Source organism: Vibrio vulnificus CMCP6, from assembly GCF_000039765.1.
GTDB classification, from domain to species: domain Bacteria; phylum Pseudomonadota; class Gammaproteobacteria; order Enterobacterales; family Vibrionaceae; genus Vibrio; species Vibrio vulnificus_B.
Window position 1 is genome coordinate 2,882,842 of record NC_004459.3, and the last position, 22,193, is coordinate 2,905,034.

Genomic DNA, 22,193 nt, shown 5'->3' on the forward strand with positions numbered 1-22,193 from the left:
CCGATTAGTTATGTCACCAGATAGCAGCATTTTATAATTAAGCGAAAATGATAGAGAAAGGTATTTAAATTATTTATAAGTAATTTTTATCAGCAACCCGAATCATACTTAATGAAAAAAAATAAGTCGGGATTCGCATCACAAATAAAGTTTCCTCTCCATTATTGATGAGATCCAATTCACATTATCAAACAATAGCGCATGTTGTACTTTTCGTTACATTAAGCACTACGGACGAAAAAGCAGCAATTAAACTATTGTCATGATGGCAATTTCTTGCACTGATCAACTCGCTACTAGTACACTGTACGAAAGCACTTTGGCTCAAAATATCTATGGAACACTTATCTTTTTTCTGGTTGCCGAATAATAAGGACTTACTGATTCAAGCGTTGGAAACTGAGTTCGCTCAACTGGTCGAGCAGTCGCTTGCTACTGGTAAAGTCGCTCTACCTCCAATCCCTGATGTTGTCTTAAAAATTCAACAACTTTGCACCCAAGAATCCACTGGCATCAACGATGTCGCTGAATGTCTTTTAGAAGACCCCGGGCTAGCCGCCATTGTCATTAGAGTGGCAAACTCAGTCATTTTTAATCGCCGCAATATCACCTGTACCGATTTGACCACGGCAGTATCTCGACTCGGCATTCTAAGAGTCAGAGACATTGTCACCGCTCAGGCCATCGAGCAGTTGAAGCATTCTGTCAATCTTAACAAAGAGTGCAATGCGGTACTGATTAACAGCGCTGCCGTTTCTCGCCAATTGGGCGCTGTAATGGTGATGGTCGTCAATGCCTTTAGAAAACATGCGGCAGCAAAGTATGACTATTTAGAGCCAGAAAAAGCCTTGTTGGTTGGCCTACTTGCGGATATTGGTCTGTTTTGCTTGGTCAATGAATACCACCTCTATCTGGATAAAGGAAACTACCTTGACCAACAAATCGCGCTACAAATATTCCAAACTCGTTGTGCTGCGACCAGTAAATTAGTCTTGGAAAACTGGGAGTTTGATAGTGACTTCGTCGAAGTATCTTCCAATCAAGCTTATCGCTCTCAGCGTCAGGAAGTGACTTATCTCGATATTGCGCGTATCGCAAACCACTTATTAATGTTTAGAAACCAAGATGAACGAATTGATGACCACGAAGTGGAGTTTAATTTAGTGGGTGCTGAGGTGTTATTTGAATTGAGTAATTTATCAGAAGATGAATTCCAGGAAATGGTGAATCAAGTACTTAATTCAAGTGGCTTTTAATACCTCCCTTTTTATGACATCGCATTAGCTTTTATAAAAACCACTTTTGATGTTATTCAATCGGTAACGTGTCTCTCTTTAAGGTAAAGTCTTCATCCCAGTTATTTCGTCGAAAACTGGGATGAAATCACGTAATAATATCACCCACAACCAATCATTCATCAGCTCAATAAATTTTACCTCACTGAGTCCTCTCTCAACTTAGCATTCTAAAATTTAAGGCTTTCTATTGAGATGTGATGGTTACTTCACATTAATTTCATGATAGTTTTACACCGTTGAATGGACTCAACGTCCCACGTACATATCTAACATTTCGCACTATCAATCTTACTCGGGAGCCTGCATGCTGTCAGGGATGCTGTTTATCTTCGCCCCACTTGTGGTGGGGTATTTAATACCAATCGCTAATCCTTCTACATTGGCTAAGATCAATAAGATTACATCACATCTTATCTATGTGATTTTATCGCTGATGGGATTAAGTTTGGCTGCGTTAGACAACCTGAGTGCAAATTTACAGGTCATCCTCACTTACACTGGCACTTTTTTCCTTTGCTTAGGTTTGTGTAATTTAGCCGTGCTTCCTCTTGTTGATCGTCTTTTGCCCGTTGAGACAGATACCTCACAAAAAAAGCCACCTCTTTCAGCCATGGCGATGGAGTCCTTAAAGCTTATTTTTGTTGTCGGTGGCGGCCTGCTTATTGGCCTCATGTTGCCGATCAGTTTAGATTGGGTAGACACCGCCAGTGAGTGGATTCTTTTCGTTTTACTTTTCTTTATTGGTATTCAACTGCGTAACAGTGGCCTAACCCTAAGGCAGATTCTCCTGAACAAACAAGGTATGGTCATCGCTTTAGTCATCATAAGCACCTCTATGGTTGGTGGCCTAATTGCAGGAAAAATTCTTGATATTCCAACTTACCAGGCGCTTGCCATGGCATCGGGCTTTGGTTGGTACTCACTGGCGGGCATTCTGATGGGAGATGCCTTTGGTCCTATCTTCGGCGGAGCATCCTTTATGATTGAACTACTGCGCGAATTGTTAGCGCTGGTGGTCATCCCTTTATTGATTCGTTCTCGCCCCTGCACCGCAATTGGCTACGCTGGCGCAACTGCGATGGATTTTACTTTGCCTGTGATTCAAACCACTGGCGGAGTACGTTGTGTTCCCATAGCCATAGTAAGTGGCTTTATTCTGAGCCTATTAGTGCCGGTATTAATGCTATTCTTTGTGTCACTTGCTAGCTAGATCGCATGATGGTGGATTCATTTCCGCTACACTAGCGAACAAAAATAATAACATACCTAAACTACTGGGATTTGCAGGTAGACGGTAAACCAATGGACTTCCATGCGCATAGGTCACTGTGTTTTTGGGGTCATTGAACTCAACCCGATCCACTACTGCTTCACGTAGAAAGGATATCGCTCAAAAAAGGAATCACTATGAAACGCTTCGTTGTTGCTCTAATGCTAGCGTCTACATCATCTTTTGCATTGGCAGCGAATGACCAATGTTTGGCCCAAAAATACGATGCGTACATCGATGCATCACTAAACTGGTATTCAGATCTTGCTGAGCTCACTAGCAGCAAATACCCAGATTTAACCGAAGTCAGCAACTGGTTTTTAGAAGGTCGAAAACATCATTTCGAACTCAACCGAGCTGCCGTACACTATTATCTCAAACATGACCCAAGCCGAGTATCCGTCGATAAACCGATTGAAAGTTGGCTTCAGCTTGAGCAAAGTGATATTAAACAGCTGGCGAGTCGTAGCGATGAGCTTGGTGAAATTGCACAACGCACGTTTAATGATCGCCAAGCGGCTAATCATGAGAAAAACTATGAGCTTCGCTCTGCTTTCGCCGATTTATTGAGCCATCCTCAACAGATCGACACCGCCTTGTCGCGATACAATAAAGCCATCGCAAAAGTAGACGAAGTTAAGTGTCAATAAGCCTTTCCCTTTCTATTCAGTAAACGATGATTTGTTAATTAAAACGGGACATTGTTCCCGTTTTGGTTTAGATTGTCTCGCTCGAACGACTAGTATAATTAAATCGATTTGTTATATGGCAATGGAACAAAAAACCGCTGATGTCAGCTTTGATAGCCTACTGAAGATCTTCACTATCCCAGAGGGTCCTGATTCAACACTGACTCAAATCGAAGCAAAGCTCTCACAAAACTTAAACAAATTCCTCGGTGAACACATCGTGGCAGAAGAAAAGCCTTTACGTGAAATCGAGAAAGACTTTTCTTCTGCTCAGATCCCAGAGCGACCGTCCTTTGTCTCAGACCATACTGAGCACCTACTCAATACTTTGGTATCGCACTCTGTGCATACGTCGTCACCCAGTTTTATCGGTCATATGACTTCTGCGCTCCCATACTTTTTGATGCCTCTATCAAAAATCATGATTGCGCTAAACCAAAACTTGGTAAAAATCGAGACATCGAAAGCCTTTACGCCGCTCGAGCGTCAGGTTTTAGGTATGTTACATCGCTTAATTTATTCGCAAGATGAAGCGTTTTACTCTCATTGGATGCACAGTGCAGAGCACTCCTTAGGGGCGTTTTGTTCAGGTGGAACCATCGCCAACATCACGGCCCTTTGGGTAGCACGTAACAATGCGTTACGTGCGCAAGGCGACTTTAAAGGTGTTGAGAAAGAAGGGCTTTTCCGTGCGATGAAACACTATGGCTACGAAGGGCTTGCGGTGTTGGTTTCTGAGCGTGGTCATTACTCGCTAAAAAAAGCCGCGGATGTTCTAGGTATTGGCCAAGCAGGCTTGGTGGCCATCAAAACCGACGAAAACAATCGTGTTTGTCCCGATGCTCTCGAAGCGAAAATTAAAGAGTTGCAAGCGCAAAACATCAAACCATTTGCCGTCATCGGAGTAGCAGGGACAACGGAGACGGGTAGCGTCGATCCATTAGCAGAAATGGCAAAAATTTGCCAAAAATATGGCTGTCATTTCCATGTTGACGCGGCTTGGGGCGGCGCAACATTAATGTCAAACAAGTATCGCTCCCTACTCGATGGTGTTGAACTTGCCGACTCTGTGACGATTGACGCGCATAAGCAACTGTATATCCCAATGGGCGCAGGAATGGTGCTATTCAAAGATCCTAACGCAATGAAATCGATCGAGCATCACGCTCAATATATTCTGCGGAAAGGTTCTAAAGACTTGGGTAGTCACACACTAGAAGGTTCTCGTTCAGGCATGGCAATGTTGGTTTATGCCAGCATGCATATCATCAGCCGCCCTGGCTACGAGCTGCTCATCAATCAAAGTATTGAAAAAGCAAAATACTTTGCTGATTTGATCAAACAACAGGATGATTTTGAGCTGATCTCCGAACCTGAGCTTTGTCTGCTCACCTATCGCTATATCCCAGCTCGAGTGAAACAAGCCTTAGCTGCAGCCAACGCAAAACAACAATTAGAGCTCAACGAGCTACTGAATGAACTCACCAAGTTCACTCAAAAACGCCAACGTGAGACTGGTCGCTCATTTGTATCGCGCACACGCCTTAATCCCGCACATTGGTCTCGCATGAACACCATTGTTTTCCGCGTTGTGTTGGCAAACCCACTGACCAGCTTTGACATCCTTGCATCCGTGTTGGAAGAACAAAGAAATATCATTGTTCATCAAGCGCCAAATCTGTTGGCAAAAATCAACAAGTTAGCAGATGGCATTCTAACCAGCACTCAGTCGAGCTGAGTCCAAACAAGTAACAGCAAAATGAAATTTTCTTTCGTTTTGCTGTAACTTCGACGTCAATATTGTGCCAGACTAAGAGCAATTACGCGCTTGAACATCCAGTTTTGTAGTTTAAACAAAATTTTGTTTGAGGCTTGTCAAATTCTCACCAAATAGTATGGCTATTTGGTTTAGACCCATTGAGTAATAGGTTTATACTCATTTCATGGCGCTGATAGCCGTTTATCAATTGGGGTATGCACTTTGCCCAAGAGCAGTCGTTGCCCAATGATAAAATCAGCGAGTTGTTCTCTATGCCCTCGTGAACACTATGAACACATTAGAAAAAATTCAAAAAAATCTGGAGAATTTCAGTAAATCTGAACGCAAGGTTGCCGAAGTAATCATGGCGTCTCCACAAACAGCTATTCACTCTAGCATTGCTACATTGGCCAAAATGGCCGATGTCAGTGAGCCTACGGTTAACCGTTTTTGCCGTCGCTTGGATACGAAAGGTTTCCCTGACTTTAAACTGCACTTAGCACAGAGTCTGGCGAATGGTACCCCTTATGTAAACCGTAACGTCGAAGAAGACGATGGCCCTGACGCCTACACGCATAAGATTTTTGAATCGACTATGGCGTGCTTGGATGTTGCCAAAAATAGCTTAGATCCTATGCAAGTGAATCGTGCTGTGGATTTGCTAACTCAAGCAAAACGCATCTCTTTCTTTGGATTAGGTGCCTCTTCTGCCGTGGCGAAAGACGCGCAAAACAAGTTTATTCGATTTAATATCCCGATTACTTGTTTTGAAGATGTCGTGATGCAACGCATGAGTTGCATTAACTGCAGTGACAATGACGTATTTGTTCTCATCTCACATACAGGCCGCACTAAGAGCTTAGTGGAGATCGCAAATCTTGCTCGAGAGAATGGCGCAACCGTTATTGCAGTGACAGCAAAAGATTCACCTTTGGAAAAAGCGGCCTCATTAGCCATTTCTCTCGACGTACCAGAAGATACCGACGTGTATATGCCAATGGCGAGCCGTGTGGTTCAAATGACCGTTATCGATGTACTTGCGACGGGCTTTACTTTACGCCGAGGAACCGGTTTTAGAGAAAATCTCAAGCGCGTCAAAGAGGCGTTGAAAGACAGCCGATACGACAAACTTACGCATTTCTAATCGCAAGCCAATTCTGGTTGAAAGCGATACTCTCAATACGAATCACGGAGCCTGACGGCTCCGTTATTTTATCTCATTCCCCATTTCGAGATTGTAGTCTTCACTCTCGATAAACTGTGCGCATCCAGTGGCTTCTTGCTGGGTTTGCTCAGAACGCAAACGGCACTGACAAACTTGCTCCAATATATAGATCAACCTCGCTTTAGTCAGTGGCAAAGGGTTTCCTTTAATCGCAACTGAGCGCAAGGCATCTTCCGCGACCGCATCAAACGATGTCGAACAGACACCAAACTGACTCAGCTCAGGAAGCTGCAACTTATCCAAGACACCTTTAACCCATTCCACGCCTTCTAACTCACTAGCGTCACCATTTTTTGTGACCAATCGAGCCAAAGACTTATAACGAGTGAGCACGTCGGCTCTGCCCGCTTCTCGCGCCGCCATAATATTTTCGTTCATCACATGTGGCGCGAGCTGCGCAGTGATCACACTGTGTGGTGCATCCAGCTTTCCACCAAGGGCTGAAGCTAAACCATGAGCCGCACCTAATTTAGCATTGGTGATCGCCATTCCACCGAGCATTGCGGAAAATGCCAAGTCTGAGCGCGCTTTGTAATCATCTTGTAAGCAACCCGGAATGATAGAGTGACTTAATCGTCGTAGCCCTTCTTCACATATCATATCCGTCAGCGGATTCGGCTCACCACAGACATAGGCTTCCATTAAATGGGTAAAGGCATCCATCGCGCCACGGCCGGATGTATAGGCATCAGTACCATAGGTGAGTGTCGGGTCGACAATCGCCACATCGGCAAGCATATCCGGACTGCGCAGACTCACTTTCACTTTATCCTGTCCCGATTTTAATACCGCATTTCGCGTCACTTCCGATCCAGTGCTGGCCGTCGTCGGAATGGCGATAAAGTGTATAGGTTGTGTTTTTAATGGCACATTTCTGCCCACCACTTCGACGTAGTCGTACACATCGCCTTGATTGGGGATGATCGCAGCCAGCGCTTTACCCATATCAATAACACTCCCCCCACCAATAGCGACAACCATGTCTGGCTTAAACTTTCTACCTATGACGGCCGTTTCCTCCACCATAGTAATATTAGGTTCACCACTGATCGCGACATGCTGATAACGAATATTCTGTGATTTGAAATAGCCAATAATGGGCATCGCCCTCGCAAGATCTTTTCCTGTGACCAATAAAGCACTGTAACCAAACTGACTGAGGATAGAGAGTGAGGACTGTAACGCGCCTTCGCCAAAAATAATTCGTGTTGCGGTCATAAACTGGAACATACTGCATTGCCTCTTAATATTAGAAACTACGAGTAAAATCTTAGGTGTCGTTTCACTTTGCCTATCTTTGTACGTAAAAAAATTGACCAAGTGCAATTTGTTGCCAATAACCTTAATTTTTATAAGACTTTATAGCCCGCCTCACACTGCAGATTGGAAAAACTGTTTAACTCTTATTCAATAGTTTTTTCCTATCGAAACAACAGGCATTTGTCTCTTTATTTCCGCTTACGGATCGGGCATAGTTGCGGTATCAAAATAAAGGAGAAAGAACATGTTCGTAGTTATTTTTGGTCGTCCGGCATGCCCTTACTGTGTTCGTGCTAAAGAACACGCAGAAACTCTTAAAGCAAAGCGCGACGATTTCAACTACCGTTACGTAGACATCCAAGCGGAAGGCATTTCTAAAGCTGACCTAGAAAAAACCGTTGGCAAACCCGTTGAAACGGTTCCACAAATCTTCATCGATCAACAGCACATCGGTGGTTGTGATGACTTCGAAGCTTACGCAAAAGAGCATCTTGGCCTGTTCGATTAATCGAATCTATGAAACCCGCTTCTAAGCGGGTTTTTTATTGCTTTTTGTTGTCGCTGGTTCAAAACAACGTAACTAATTACAGAACTTAAAAAATTTCACTTATCTTTTATTGATATTTCGTTACAATCCGAGTTTAACCCTGTTCCTGAACCAAACTTTTGAGCGACAACGTGAACATAGACGTCGTACTTCTTCTTCAACAAAATCCAATACTGCTGATTTTTGTTGTATTGGCTATTGGTCTTGCCTTTGGAAAAGTCCGTATTGCAAACATGCAATTAGGAAATTCAATTGGTGTCTTAATTACTTCACTCATCATGGGTCACTTGGGCTTCTCGTTTAATGCAGAAGCGCTCACCATTGGCTTTATGCTGTTCATTTACTGTGTTGGTATTGAGGCCGGCCCGAACTTTTTTGGTATTTTCTTCCGCGATGGAAAACACTACTTCACACTGAGTATGGTGGTGTTGGTGACAGCGGTGTCTATCTCCTATTTTGCTAGCCACTATATGGGCCTCGATTTTGGTCTCTCTGCGGGGATGATGGCAGGCGCATTAACGGCGACTCCGGTCTTGGTAGGTGCACAAGATGCGCTCAACTCAGGTTTGGCAACCATCCCGAGAAACATGGAGTTTTCACTGGTTTTAGAAAACTTGTCTGTGGGTTACGCCATGGCTTACCTTGTCGGTCTTATTAGCATGATTATGTTCGCTAAATTGCTACCAAGACTGCAAAAGCAAAACCTCTCTGATTCTGCGCAGCAAATTGCTCAAGAGCGTGGTTTGGGAGGCTCTGGACAACGTAAGGTTTACCTACCGATTATTCGAGCTTACCGAGTGGGTCCAGAGCTGATCAACTGGACTGACGGTAAAAACCTACGCGAATTGGGTATTTATCGTCAAACCGGCTGTTATATCGAACGAATTCGACGCCATGGCATCCTCGCCCATCCAGATGGTGATGCTATTTTGCAAGAAGGTGATGAAATTGCGCTGGTAGGCTTTCCCGACAGCCATGCACGTCTGGATCCAAGCTTCCGCAACGGCAAGGAAGTTTTTGACCGTAACCTTCTCGACCTTCGAATTGTCGAAGAAGAAATCGTTGTAAAAAGTGATGCGATCGCAGGCAAGCGATTATCCGATCTCAATCTATCGGAATATGGCTGTTTCCTTAACCGCGTTATCCGCGCGCAAATTGAGATGCCGATGGATCTCGATATCGTGCTTGCGAAAGGTGATATTTTACAGGTCAGTGGCGAAAAAAGCCGTGTGCATGGCCTTGCAGAGAGAATCGGCTTTATCTCGATTCACAGCCAAATCGCGGACCTACTCGCTTTCTGTAGTTTCTTTATCTTAGGCATTATGTTCGGTTTGGTCACCATGACATTTGGCCAAGTTTCTTTTAGCTTGGGCAATGCTGTCGGCCTACTGCTTTCGGGTATCACGCTAGGTTTCTTGCGAGCAAACCACCCAACGTTTGGTTATGTACCGCAAGGGGCTTTGAACATGGTTAAAGATCTAGGGCTGATGATCTTTATGGTCGGCATCGGTTTAAGTGCAGGTGGAAAAATGTTTGAACACCTGACACAAGTCGGTCCGCAGATCATTGGTATCGCGTTTTTGGTCAGTGTCGTCCCGGTCTTTTTTGCTTATTTGGTTGGGGCTTATGTGCTGAAAATGAACCGAGCACTGCTATTTGGCGCCATCATCGGTGCGAGGACATGTGCACCCGCAATGGACATTGTTAACGAGTACGCCAAATCAACGATTCCAGCATTAGGTTATGCTGGCACTTACGCGATTGCCAATATCTTAATGACCTTAGCAGGCACCATTTTGATCATACTCAGCTAACCAAACACACTCTTTGGATACAAAAAAGGCGCTTACAAGCGCCTTTTTCATTCTATTTGTCTGTTTCGTTGACGGTAGCACAACCCAGTTTGATGCTTTGCTACGGTATAGAAACTAGATAGCAATAAAATCCGTTGCAACGTCTGGGTTAACGTCTGCTTCGTAATCTACGCCATCAATGCCGAAACCAAATAGCTTCAAGAACTCTTCTTTGTACTCAACGTAGTCAGTCAGCTCTTTTAGATTCTCAGTGGTGATTTGTGGCCATAGGTTACGGCAATGCTCTTGAATATCATCGCGCAATTCCCAATCGTCGAGGCGAAGACGGTTTTTCTCGTCCACTTCTGCCGCACTGCCATCTTCTTTATACAGACGCTGGCTAAACATGCGGTAGATCTGTTCCATACAACCTTCGTGAACGCCTTCTTCACGCATCTTTTTGAAGACCATCGCGATATACAGAGGCATCACTGGAATCGCTGAACTTGCTTGAGTCACAACAGACTTAAGCACTGCAACATTTGCACTACCGCCAGTGGCAGAGAGTTTATCGTTCAGTGCAGACGCTGCGCGATCGAGATCCATTTTCGCTTTACCCAGCGCACCATCCCAGTAGATAGGCCAGGTTAATTCAGTACCGATGTAGCTGTAAGCAACGGTTTTACAACCGTCTGCCAACACACCCGCTTCTGCTAGCGCATTAATCCAAAGTTCCCAATCTTCACCACCCATAACCGTTACCGTGTCTTGGATTTCCTGCTCAGTTGCAGGTTCCACACTGGCTTCAATAATGATGTCTTTGTTGGTATCAACCGCCGTTGAGGTGTAAGTTTGGCCAATAGGTTTTAGCGCTGAACGAATAAGCTCGCCCGTTTCTGGTAACTTACGAACAGGCGAAGCCAAAGAGTAAACAACCATATCCACTTGACCCAAATCTTCTTTGATTAGGTCGATTGTTTTTTGTTTTGCTTCGTTAGAAAACGCATCGCCGTTTAAGCTTTTTGCGTACAAACCTTCTTCACGAGCCAGTTTCTCAAATGCTGCGGCATTGTAAAAACCTGCGGTGCCTGGTTTCTTCTCTGAGCCTTCTTTCTCGAAGAAAACACCGATAGTGGCCGCACCACCACCGAAAGCAGCTGCAATACGAGAAGATAAGCCGTAGCCACTGGATGCACCCACAACAAGTACGCGTTTTGGTGCGTTTTTGATAGGGCCTTGTGCTTTGGTGTAAGCAATTTGTTCTTTTACATTAGCTTCACAACCCACTGGGTGCGTTGTAGTACAGATAAATCCACGAATTTTAGGTTTGATGATCATATTCAACTTCCTTTAAAAAACTGTGTAAGGATAAAAGGTTCGTCGCCTATTCGCATCTAATTTCTGTAAAAATGCGCTGAAAATGCAAGTGGTTGGAGCTCTATGCACCGATTTCTATTGCTAACCATACGAAAAAGCACCTCATTTGAGGTGCTTGGTTCGTCTCTTCACTGCGATGGCGCTACGCCGCGCTAGTTAACTTCTTTTTTTTCTCAGGCGCATTGGTAAGCGTCTTTGAGAAGTCAAAGCTGAAGTGATCCACTTGGATTGCTTGGTAACGCAGTTTATCGGCGGCCAAGATTTTATCCACTTCACTTTGCGTTAGCACATCGGCGTCTAGCGCTTGTTGCAGACGCTCAGCCAGCAAGCCTTTACGAGCCACTTTGCCATCTTTTGCCGCTTTCATCAGCTTACGCTCCAGCGGTTTGATGTCATACATAGCAAGAAACGCTTGTTCCATTAAACCAACACTGTCCTCTTTCTCTTTGCCGATATAGCAGAGATTGGTCAGTCGGTCGCGCTGCACGCCTGGGGTCATCATCGCTTCCGCAATATCCACACAGAGTTCATCGCTTGGTTTAGCAAAGTTATTGCCAAGTGGGAATAGTAGCCCTTTGAGCACGCCACCGACATATTTCACTGGGAAGTTAGCATAGGCTTCGTTCAACGACTTCGCTGCGTGATGCAAACAGTGCTGCACTGCGTAATGGACGAAGTTGAGATCCGCTTGTTGGCGACCTTCATCTTCATATTTTTTCAATGCTGCTGAGGCCATATAGAGATAGCTAAGGCCATCACCCAAACGTGCAGAAATCATCTCTTTACGTTTCAATTCACCGCCTAGTGTTAACATGGCGAAATCGGCACTGACCGCCAAGGCGCGACTCAGACGAGTCATGTCTTTGTAGTAACGTTGCGTTGGGCCGCTCATGTGTGCTTTTACAAAGCGTGAGCCAGTTAGCGCGGCACCTAAGGCACCGAGCGTATTGAACGTGGCATGTTTAATGTGCTTAAACAGCAAATCGTCGAATTGTTTCGCACCTTCTTTGGCATCTGGGTTCGCTGCTGCTTCCATTTCTTTCAAAACGTAAGGATGGCATCGCGTTGCACCTTGGCCAAAAATCATTAGGTTACGAGTAAGAATATTGGCACCTTCAACCGTAATCGCTACGGGGATACCAAGATAATGGGTCGCTAGGTAGTTCATCGGACCATCTTGAATCGCACGGCCAGAGTGAATATCCATCGAGTCATCAAGAATCGTTCTCGCCATCTCCGTCATGTGATACTTAGCAATAGCGGTTACAATGCCAGGTTTTTCCTTCAGATCGAGCGATGTTGTGGTCAAAGTACGAGTGGCTTCCAATAAGTAGGTCAAACCGCCAATTCGTCCCATCGCTTCTGCAACACCTTCAAACTTACCGATCGACATGCCAAATTGTTTGCGCACATAGGCGTATGCCCCCGTTGTGCGCGTGGTCAAATGACCAATGGCTGTGCCAAGCGCAGGCAGTGAAATACCACGCCCAGCCGATAAACACTCCACCAGCATGCGCCAGCCTTTACCAGCATAATCCGCACCACCAATCAGCCAGTCCATCGGGATGAACACATCATGACCACGAGTTGGGCCGTTCATAAACGCCAGACCCAGAGGATCATGACGCTCACCAATCACCACACCTTCATGATCGGCGGGAATCAAGGCACAAGTGATGCCAACATCGGTTTTATCACCTAACAGATGATCAGGGTCTTGAAGTTTAAATGCGAGACCAAGTACGGTTGCGACAGGCGCAAGAGTGATGTAACGCTTATTCCAACTCAAACGAATACCGAGAACTTCTTTGCCTTCATGCGTGCCATAGCAAACCACGCCTTGATCGGGAATGCCACCGGCGTCCGAGCCTGCTTCTGGACCCGTCAACGCAAAACAAGGGATGTCTGTACCATCGGCAAGACGAGGTAACCAGTAATCTTTTTGTGCCTGTGTACCATAGTGAGAAAGGAGCTCACCTGGGCCTAATGAGTTCGGTACCATAACCGTTACGGCGGTACTGATACTGCGTGTCGCAATTTTGGTTACTATGGTTGAGTTCGCCAGTGCAGAAAACTGACGGCCACCATATTTCTTCGAAATGATCAGTGAGAAAAAACGCTCTTTACGTAGGTATTCCCACACCTCTTTCGGTAAATCACGATCTTCTTTCACAATCTTATGATCATCGAGCATTGCAAGCAGTGTTTCTAGCTCGTTATCAATGAAAGCTTGCTCTTCAACCGACAAGGTCGGTTTTGGATAGTGATGCAGTTTGGAGAAATCTGGCTTCCCAGAAAACAGCTCCGCGTCCCACCAAACACTTCCCGCTTCCATTGCTTCCTTCTCTGTTTCAGACAAAGGAGGAAGTACTTTTTTGAACATTTTAAATGCTGGGTCGCTGACCCATTTTTTTCTTAGAGAGCACATAGTTCAGATCCTTTTGTTCACTTGGTGGAACCTGTTGGTCCTTGTTTGTATTTTAATAATAGCTACTCAGCGGACATGCCGGCTGAGAGATAGGGAATCAATAGATCAACGACAGATTTCACGTCGGTCTGTTGATTAAATTTACTGTCTGCAATTTCCACTAACGCTTGGCTAGAAGCCATGGTGAAAACACACGTGCCTAAAGTGAAGTGCAAACGCCAGAATAGTTTTTCTTCCGTCAATGCTGGATTGGCTTTTAGGATGGAGGCGATAAAAAGCTCCAGCACTTCGGCGTAACGTGTCGTGATAAACCATCTTAGATGGCCCTGCACGTCGGTATAGCCTCGACCAATGAGAAGCATAAAAAGGCTGGTACCATTGGGCCTGACATCATTGAGCTCTCTTAGCGGCAATCGAAGCGACTCAAACACTTCATCCATCGTATAGCTCTCTTGACTGTTGAGCTGAGTCAGAGATTGCTTTACCGCAGGCATCAGAGCCTCCAAATAACGGTTGAGTACTGCACGAACTAAGGTTTTCTTATCGCCAAAATGGTAATTCACGGACGCAAGATTAACGCCTGCTTTACCCGTTATGGTGCGCAATGACGTGTCATTAAAACCGTATTCCGCAAATAAACCTTCGGCTACATCAAGGATTTTTTCTTTTGTACTGCTTCTTGGAGCCATTTTAATCACCCGTATCAAACAACTGTTTGAAATATACGTTTGACACCATAAATTAACAAGCAATTAACATCACACTTTTCAACATTGGTCCGACCAGGTTTAATCACTTCACTCTATCTGGCTGTTTTCCTGTTAAAAATTACTGGAGAAAAAATTTTTAAAAAAATGGGGAACTGTTTAAAAAAGGCAGGGTCTGAATAGATGTAACAAAAAGGGCAATTTAAAGTTCTACTGGCCGTCAAACTTGTTTCTTACTTTCTGTTACGTTGCTGCTTTATCTTATTAACTCCTATGTTTGTATCTGCCCAGACCCTATTGGTACTGGGCTTTTTTTTGTTTGTCACTCTCTGGTCAGTCTCAATTTAGGACGGCAAATAGTTAAGACAGCCAATAGAAACCAAAAAGCCTCTGCGATAGTTGCAGAGGCTTTTGAGTTTATTGCATCAATCTATGGTTTAGCAGTCTGTCGTTTAGCTGATTGCTTTCTCACTTTCCGCCGCTGTCTTTGGCAGCGATACATGCAGTAAGAAATAACCAAGCACTGCCGCTGTCGTCGATCCCATTAAGATACCTAGTCGTGAATAAGTATCGAAGTCTGGATTTGCACCACCGAAAGCCAGCGATGAAATAAAGATCGACATGGTGAAACCGATACCACAGAGCACTGACACGGCAAAGATATGCTTGAAGTTCACACCTTCAGGCAATTTAGCCACACCAAACTTCACCGCTGCCCAGCTAAACGTAAAGATACCCAGTGGTTTACCAACCAACAGTCCTAGCGCGATACCCAGCGGCAACATGGAAGTCAAGCCAGAAAGAGACACCCCTTCAAGCGAGATACCAGCGTTAGCAAAGGCAAAGACAGGTAAGATAGCAAAGGCAACATATGGGTGAAGCGCATGTTCCATGTGTTTCAACGGAGAGTGCTCACCTTTTTTACCCTGTAATGGGATAGAGAAACCAATCACGACACCTGCCAAGGTTGCATGGACTCCGGATTTCAGTACCGCAACCCACAAGATAAAGCCGACAACGATATACCAAATTAACTTAGTCACATTCTTAGCGTTTAGCATGAACAAGACACCCGTCATCGCGAATCCAACCGTCAACGCAAGTGTCGACAAATCGCCACTGTAGAAGAGCGCAATAATCACAACGACGCCCAAGTCATCGATGATCGCTAATGCCAAAAGGAACACTTTAAGACTGACAGGAACGCGCTTACCTAGCAGCGCCATGATACCCAAAGCAAATGCAATATCGGTCGCTGCTGGAATTGCCCAACCTTTAATCGCTTCCGGATCGTTTCCATTGAAAGCAACATAGATAAGCGCTGGCGCCAACATACCACCCACTGCGGCAATCGCTGGGAAGATCGCAGTTTCACGCGATTTCAATGCGCCTTCTAATAATTCACGCTTAACTTCCAAGCCGATCAGCAAGAAGAAAATTGCCATTAGGCCATCATTGATCCAGTGAGATACTGACATGCCAAATACATAAGTATGCAAAACCGCTTGGTAACTTTCATTGAGAGGCGAGTTTGCAATCACCATTGCGATGGCGGCAGCGATCACAAGCAAAATGCCACCAGCAGATTCCATTTTGAAAAAGTCACGAATGACATCGTTCATGATTTCACCCTTTTATTTATAATCGTAATCAACGAACTTTGAAGAATGTAAGCAGTGTATATATAACCATTTTGTAGGAATAATCGCTTGTTTGGATGTTTCACTTCGGTATTTCCGATGTAAGCAATTACCTCAGCCAACCACATTCTCAGTTCATCGACATTCAAGCCATTGAAAAGATTATAGCCAATTCGTTAAACGGATGTTAGTAAAGCGATTGATTATTCATAAATCGTAACAGATAAAACAATGGGCTCCATGAGGAGCCCATTGTTTTAATAACCCGTTAATTGCATAAAGCCTCTTCCAGACTTGCTACCTGCCACATTTATTGGCCCTTCCCAATAGGGAATCAAAAAGGGTAACCACATCTCTTGCTGTACCGCTTTCGTTTGCACGTAGATGTCTTGACTTGGAATTTCAATCACCCATTGCAATGGAATGCGCTTTCCGTCTGACAGCGTTGTATAGAGGATCGGATAAACCGTCACATCCTTTTCCGTTAACGGTATGACTTTGCCAGACGACGTTGATAGCGTACCAAAAATATAAGGAACTCGACTTTGATGACGGTAACGGCTGATGCTAAGTGCCTTGTCGTTGTCGAGGTTGAAGGTGAACCAATCCCACCCTTGCTGCCCTTCTTCGAAAAGGTTGCTGCCCCACTCTTTTTGTAGCCACGCATTGCCCGTTACTTCAATACGACGCCCTTCTAAGAACATACTGCCTTTTACATCGAGAAAGGGAGCGCTAATGCTGAATGACGCAACCGACTCGAGATCGTGTTTAACTTGATAGCCTTTATCACCATTGAGAACAAATGGGCCACCCGTCCTCGTCGCCAGCTCCAGCGAAAAATCATCGGTTGCTATTGTTAGGCTTCCTGGAAACGGCGTTGTACCCAACGAACGCCATGTCCAGTTATCGATCCACATACGAAAGGGTTTATTGGTTGACCCCGCTTGGCCTATCCCACCTCTGGCCACGCGTTGCTCCCGCCAGATCTTTTCTTTTCCCGTTAAAACAACGTTAGCGAGATAAAGCTGAGGGTTTTGCCAACCACTGACTTCTCTTTCATCAGTCGCGATGCGGAACAAACTAAACTGGACGGTGTAGAATTGACCAAATTCGTCTTGCAGCGTTGCAAAATAGTGCCACCATTCATGCTGGTATTGCTCATGAAATTTGAAATCTTCCGGCAACGAGACTTTTTTATTGGGTAATACAGGCTCAAAGATCGTTTTGTCCTGTATGCCCAAAGAGTTATTCAGTCGATATTCTTGCGCCTCATTGGTAGCGGATTGAGACCAATAAAAGCCCATCGCAGCTGTCACCATAGCCGCTAAAAGAAAAGTGAGCATTAATGCAAGATTATTGGATTTTCCAGCTAACCACTTCATCTAGAATGAATCCCTTAATGATTTCATTGGCGTGTTCTTAACCAGACGGATAACGGGTAATGCGCCAGCAAGCATAATCGCGATCATCGCCCAAAGAATGGTCTCTCCGTACTCAATCACATCGATTTGCAATTGCAAAGACCAACCAAACGACTGCTTAATCACTATGTCCACCACCAACGTGGCAAGCGCCATACCGAGTGGAACCGCGATAAGGGCGGAAATCACGCCGAACACAAATAACTGTAAACCACCAAGAATAATGAGTTCTTTACCCGAAACCCCCAGACATCTCAAAATAGAAATATTCTTTTGACGGCTCATCTCTCCTGCTAACGTCGCGAAGAAAAGGCCAAAAACGGCGATCACCAGCGTGATATTTCCTAAGGTATCTGCAATAGCGAAGGTATGATCAAAGACTCGCATCGCTTGACTATAAATGTTGTTGTTATCAAACACTCGTTCAGACGTCAGTCTAAAGATGTTTTCCAAGCGATGCTTGAGGCCCTCGCCATTGACGTTGTCTTTAAGCAACACGCCTAAGCCCACGTTGCCAGAGCCTGCAAACGCATACAGCCAGTTGCGGTGAGACAGCAACACTTGATTGTAAGGATTGCCGTAATCGTAATACACCCCAACGACCAGCCAGCCTCCACCTAATGGCGCAGCAAGATCGAGATAATCGCCGGGTCGGATATCGAGTTTTAACGCCATTGATTCACTGATCATGACGCTTTTACTGTGATGTAAATGATACCAATAATTAGGCACACCTAATTTTACGGTTAGTGCTTCCAACTCGCCGTCGCTTGGGCCAGTACTGACCACTTGAACGATATCACGCTCATCCGCCAGTTCTTTCTCCCAACGCCACCACACTTCATCCACTTCCGGTTGGGCTTCAAGCCAGTTACTCAATCTCGCCGCAGAATTGTTGGTTGGATAAATGTAAAGATCCGCAGCTAAACGCTGGGTTAACCACTTATCGGTGGTGTCTCTAAAACTGCCGACCATGGTTTCAACACCAATGTTGGCCGCCAACGCCAACATAAACGCCATCATGGCAACGCCACGATAACTCATACTGGCAGCCATATCGGCGAAAAACCAACGTAAATTCACCCAGCGCAAAGTATAAGAGAAGCTGTTAAATACCTTCCACATTAAAAAAGGCATGAACAGCGCCACACTCATCAACATCAGTGCAATGATTGTAAAGCCCGATTCTGGCGTCTTCGGAGCTTGATAAACGGCAATCGCCGCTACGGCGAAACCACAAGCAGCGAGAGCTTGCCAAGCGAACTCTTTGCCTGCAAAACGCACCAACGATAACTTAGCGGACAAACGAATGGGCTGAGATTTCAACAAGCGAATGAGCGGCCACAAGCACGATATCAATGCGCCAAGTACCGCCAGAAGCAAACTGTATAGGCTCGACTCCCAACTCCAGCTAATCGACAAGCCTACGTTGGCATCGTACAAATCCCCTAAACTAGCAGAAACAGCAGGGATCAATTCATTTGCCAAAAACAACCCTAAAACATTGCCACAAGCCCAAGCAACCAAAACCAAAATGGTCAGCTCGAGTAATAAAGCTTTGGCTAGCTGCATGCCAGTCACACCCGTTTGTCGCATAATACCAACAAGCGGTTGACGCTGGATAAGCGATAACGACATCGCTTGATAGAAAATAAATAAGCCAACGAGGAAAGAAAGCATCCCCATTGCAGTCAGATTAAGGTGAAATGCTTTGGTCAATGATTCCAGTTCATCTTGGCTGTTTCGAACCAGCGTCAAACCATTGGGCAAATAACGTTTAAGGTGTTCTAGCTTCTCTGGCGGCATTTCTGCACAAGCGATCACCGATAAACCTGAGCTGCGCTTTAGCATGCGTAACAATGAAATGTCAGCGACCATACGGCTGCCATTTAAGCGTTGTTCACGGTCAACACGTAAAGGCCCCAGTTGGCTGCCATCTTCTAAAGCAATAAAGTCGCCATCTTGCCACGCCATGTGTTCAGCAAGATCTTGGCTAATAAGAATGGGATAAGGCGGGTTCATTAACGCTAGTGAGGTGGCGCGATTTAAAGAGGTCTCTTTCTCCAACTGCAGCATGGCAACCGGATCCATACCAATCAACATCAACCCCATACCATCTGCCGTTTTGATATGGTGCATATCAAATGGCGTACATTGCTGAAAACCTGCTCGGCGTAATTGAATATAAAAACCTTGGGGAATCTTATTGGCGCTGTGTTTTGGGCGAATGCGATATGGCAGAGGGTTATTGAAGAGTTTCTCGCCGTTTTGATAGCTTTCTTGCGCATGGTGATTGATGGCTGTGACACCAACCAATAAAGACACGCCTAACGTGAGGCCAAGCCACACCAATAATATTTGTAGCGGGTAACGTCTGTAGTGACCGAGTAGTGCCTTAACTACGGGCCATAACATGCAGTTGCCCCCCTTGCAGGCGAATCATCCCTTCCATGTGTTTGGCCACTTTTTCACTGTGTGTTACCAACAATAAAGTGCAGTCTAGCTGACGGGTAAGCGAGGTGAGTAAGCGCATAACTGCTTCGGCATTGCGTTCATCAAGGCTGCCTGTGGGCTCATCCGCCAACAGCAATTTGGGTTCCATATACAACGCACGAGCAATGGCCGCTCTCTGCTGTTGTCCCCCAGACACTTCTTCCGGATAACGCCCAAGAAGCGGCATGAGATCCAAAGCCGATAAAATTTGACGCCACAACCCCTTATCATCAGGAAGGCCCTTTAATTGGCGGCAAAAACGAATATTGTCGGCAATATTGAGTGTAGGTAACAGGTTGAATTGCTGGAAGATATGGCCAATATTATTTCGACGGTAGGCAGTTCGCAGATGCTCTGGGGCATCGTTCATAGCAAATCCCGGAAACATGATTTCGCCAGAATCAACAATGTCGAGGCCGGAAATCAAATTCAACAAAGTGCTTTTACCGGAGCCACTTTCCCCCATCAAAGCAAGTTGTTCCCCTTGCTTCAGGGACAATTCAGCACCTTGTAGTACGGGATGAAACTCGCCTCCATCCACATAGCCTTTACATAGGTCTGAAAGTTGTAGCATTGATCTAATCACTTTGTTGCTTTGAGAAATTGGAACCAGAATCTACACTAAAAACCTGATAACCGGAAGTATTTTGAGCCCTACATCACGCTATTTTGGTTTTCTTTTGCCTTGAATCACCCCCCCCCTCCTTTTTAAGTCACTTACCGACAAAGTAGACAGCAAGCACTTGAGTCGACTATGAAAATGCGACAACATGAAAATACTCAGACAGGTGCATTACTCGTTAAGGAAAACGGAATGAAAAAAGTGCTGGTGTTAGGGGCTTCTGGCTACGTTGGTTCACAGTTGATCCCGCAGCTTCTTGAACAAGGTTATCAGGTTACGGCGGCGGCAAGGCATATCGATCATTTGCGAGCGCGAGTGCTGCCCCACCCTTCTCTGACCTTTCACTACCTCGATCTGGCCGATCAAGAACAAACCCAAGCACTGATCCCCCAATTTGAGCTCATTTACTTCCTCGTACACGGCATGGCCCATGGACACGACTTTGTCGACTACGAGTTATCGCTTGCCGATCATTTCTATCAAGCACTTGTGGGCAGCGATGTTAAGCACGTCATTTATCTCAGTGCCATCCAACCGCAATCGGGCTGCTCGCAGCATTTACTGGCGAGAAAAATGACCGGGGATGTGATTCGCAAAGCCAATATCCCCGTCACCGAGCTTCGTGCAGGCGTTATCATTGGCCCAGGCTCTGCGGCTTTCGAAATTATGCGCGATTTTGTTTACCACTTACCCATTCTGATCACGCCCAAATGGGTCGACTCAAAAGCCAATCCGATCGCACTCGACAATTTGAATCATTACTTGTTGCGTCTAGCGGAGGAAACACCAGAGCAGCATCACACTTACGAAGTCGGTGGACCCGATACCCTCTCCTACCGAGATCAATTTCGCACCATTTGCCAAGTCACCAAGATCCCGTTCCGCTTGGTCAGCTCTGCGTTACTCACGCCGAGGCTTGCCTCTCATTGGCTTGGGCTAATCACTTCGGTGCCCTCCAATATCGGCAAAGCCCTTTTGGCGGGCTTAGAGCACGACTACATTGCCAACTCCCAAGCAATACGAGAAAAATACCCTCAACCACTGATTCGTTACCAAGACGCTGTGGCTCAAGCGGTTGAAAATGAAGGTACTTTCGTGAGGAGCAATGTTTGGGGATTTGATCCAGCAGCACTTCAACGTTGGCAGCCAGGCTACGGTTACTACGCCAAACAGGCAGGAGCAAGCATACGCACCCAAGCAAGTGCAGAGTCACTTTGGACATGGGTGCAAAAAATTGGCAGCCGCAAAGAGGGGTACTTTTTTGCCGATATCTTATGGCGCACTCGAGAATGGCTCGATGTGCTCTTTGGCGGCTCTCGCCCTGTTCGACGCTCTCCCGCCGGTCCTGAGCTAAAAGTTGGCGACTATATCGATTCTTGGAAAGTGATTCGCTGCGAAAAGCAGCAATTTCTTTCGCTGTTTTTCGGCATGAAAGGGCCCGGTTTAGGTCGACTCGAGTTTACCATCCACGATCATGGTCATTATCGGGAGCTCAATGTCACCGCGTGGTGGCATCCGCAAGGTTTTCCGGGTCTACTTTACTGGTTTGCCATGATGCCTGCTCACCTGTTTATTTTTAATGGCATGGTAAAAGCGATCGCCAAAAAAGCCTCACGGGAAAAAGGGGGGACGACCAATTAGCACCGCTTTCGTTAGCATCTTTT

Annotated in this window: 16 protein-coding genes; 8 read left to right on the forward strand and 8 right to left on the reverse strand. The window is 45.5% G+C overall.

The annotated features are described in order from the left end of the window. Positions 1 to 335: 335 nt before the first annotated feature. The 5 genes from VV1_RS13430 to VV1_RS13450 all read left to right on the forward strand — a co-directional run bounded on the left by VV1_RS13430 (position 336) and on the right by VV1_RS13450 (position 6,160). Complete coding sequence (locus VV1_RS13430) at positions 336 to 1,256, forward strand: HDOD domain-containing protein (protein ID WP_011080650.1); 921 nt, start codon at positions 336 to 338, stop codon at positions 1,254 to 1,256. A 346-nt stretch (positions 1,257 to 1,602) separates the two neighbouring features. Next, complete coding sequence (locus VV1_RS13435; protein ID WP_011080651.1) at positions 1,603 to 2,508, forward strand: LysO family transporter; 906 nt, start codon at positions 1,603 to 1,605, stop codon at positions 2,506 to 2,508. 197 nt (positions 2,509 to 2,705) lie between these two features. After that, the gene (locus VV1_RS13440) at positions 2,706 to 3,218 is read left to right on the forward strand and encodes a hypothetical protein (RefSeq protein WP_011080652.1); all 513 of its coding nucleotides are present in this window, start codon (positions 2,706 to 2,708) and stop codon (positions 3,216 to 3,218) included. A 115-nt stretch (positions 3,219 to 3,333) separates the two neighbouring features. Continuing rightward, positions 3,334 to 4,995, forward strand: a complete 1,662-nt coding sequence (gene panP, locus VV1_RS13445) for a pyridoxal-dependent aspartate 1-decarboxylase PanP (protein ID WP_011080653.1) — start codon at positions 3,334 to 3,336, stop codon at positions 4,993 to 4,995. 310 nt (positions 4,996 to 5,305) lie between these two features. Beyond that, positions 5,306 to 6,160, forward strand: coding sequence for a MurR/RpiR family transcriptional regulator (locus tag VV1_RS13450; RefSeq protein WP_011080654.1), 855 nt, complete (start codon positions 5,306 to 5,308; stop codon positions 6,158 to 6,160). A gap of 63 nt (positions 6,161 to 6,223) precedes the next feature. Here the strand turns inward: VV1_RS13450 and VV1_RS13455 are convergent, their stop codons facing one another. Further along, positions 6,224 to 7,471, reverse strand: a complete 1,248-nt coding sequence (locus tag VV1_RS13455; RefSeq protein WP_011080655.1) for an iron-containing alcohol dehydrogenase — start codon at positions 7,469 to 7,471, stop codon at positions 6,224 to 6,226. Between the two features lie 274 nt (positions 7,472 to 7,745). Between VV1_RS13455 and VV1_RS13460 the strand changes: the two genes are divergently transcribed. Both VV1_RS13460 and VV1_RS13465 read left to right on the forward strand, forming a co-directional pair. After that, a complete protein-coding gene (locus tag VV1_RS13460) occupies positions 7,746 to 8,009 on the forward strand; it encodes a GrxA family glutaredoxin (protein ID WP_011080656.1) in 264 nt (87 codons plus the stop codon). 170 nt (positions 8,010 to 8,179) lie between these two features. Next, positions 8,180 to 9,862 carry an aspartate:alanine antiporter gene (locus tag VV1_RS13465; RefSeq protein WP_011080657.1) on the forward strand — a complete coding sequence of 561 codons (1,683 nt, stop codon included), beginning with the start codon at positions 8,180 to 8,182 and terminating at the stop codon, positions 9,860 to 9,862. Positions 9,863 to 9,976: 114 nt separating this feature from the next. On the opposite strand, the gene fabV is transcribed toward VV1_RS13465, so the two are convergent. From fabV to VV1_RS13500, 7 genes are all read right to left on the reverse strand, one after another. After that, on the reverse strand, positions 9,977 to 11,179 hold the full coding sequence (gene fabV, locus VV1_RS13470) for an enoyl-ACP reductase FabV (protein ID WP_011080658.1): 1,203 nt from the start codon (positions 11,177 to 11,179) through the stop codon (positions 9,977 to 9,979). Between the two features lie 181 nt (positions 11,180 to 11,360). After that, on the reverse strand, positions 11,361 to 13,646 hold the full coding sequence (locus tag VV1_RS13475) for an acyl-CoA dehydrogenase (RefSeq protein ID WP_011080659.1): 2,286 nt from the start codon (positions 13,644 to 13,646) through the stop codon (positions 11,361 to 11,363). A gap of 62 nt (positions 13,647 to 13,708) precedes the next feature. After that, positions 13,709 to 14,335: a TetR family transcriptional repressor PsrA gene (gene psrA, locus VV1_RS13480; RefSeq protein WP_011080660.1), complete on the reverse strand. Its 627-nt coding sequence runs from the start codon at positions 14,333 to 14,335 to the stop codon at positions 13,709 to 13,711. Between the two features lie 470 nt (positions 14,336 to 14,805). Next, positions 14,806 to 15,975 (reverse strand): Na+/H+ antiporter NhaA, encoded by a 1,170-nt coding sequence (gene nhaA / locus VV1_RS13485; RefSeq protein WP_011080661.1) that lies wholly within the window; start codon positions 15,973 to 15,975, stop codon positions 14,806 to 14,808. Positions 15,976 to 16,250: 275 nt separating this feature from the next. After that, complete coding sequence (locus VV1_RS13490) at positions 16,251 to 17,375, reverse strand: lipocalin-like domain-containing protein (protein ID WP_011080662.1); 1,125 nt, start codon at positions 17,373 to 17,375, stop codon at positions 16,251 to 16,253. Further along, positions 17,376 to 19,829: an ABC transporter permease gene (locus VV1_RS13495; RefSeq protein WP_011080663.1), complete on the reverse strand. Its 2,454-nt coding sequence runs from the start codon at positions 19,827 to 19,829 to the stop codon at positions 17,376 to 17,378. It lies immediately after the preceding gene. Beyond that, positions 19,810 to 20,481: an ABC transporter ATP-binding protein gene (locus VV1_RS13500; RefSeq protein ID WP_013571971.1), complete on the reverse strand. Its 672-nt coding sequence runs from the start codon at positions 20,479 to 20,481 to the stop codon at positions 19,810 to 19,812. Before VV1_RS13500 ends, VV1_RS13495 begins: the two co-directional genes overlap by 20 nt. Positions 20,482 to 20,721: 240 nt before the next feature. On the opposite strand from VV1_RS13500, the gene VV1_RS13505 reads away from it, so the two are divergent. Next, a complete protein-coding gene (locus VV1_RS13505) occupies positions 20,722 to 22,170 on the forward strand; it encodes a DUF2867 domain-containing protein (protein ID WP_193387256.1) in 1,449 nt (482 codons plus the stop codon). Positions 22,171 to 22,193: the final 23 nt, after the last annotated feature.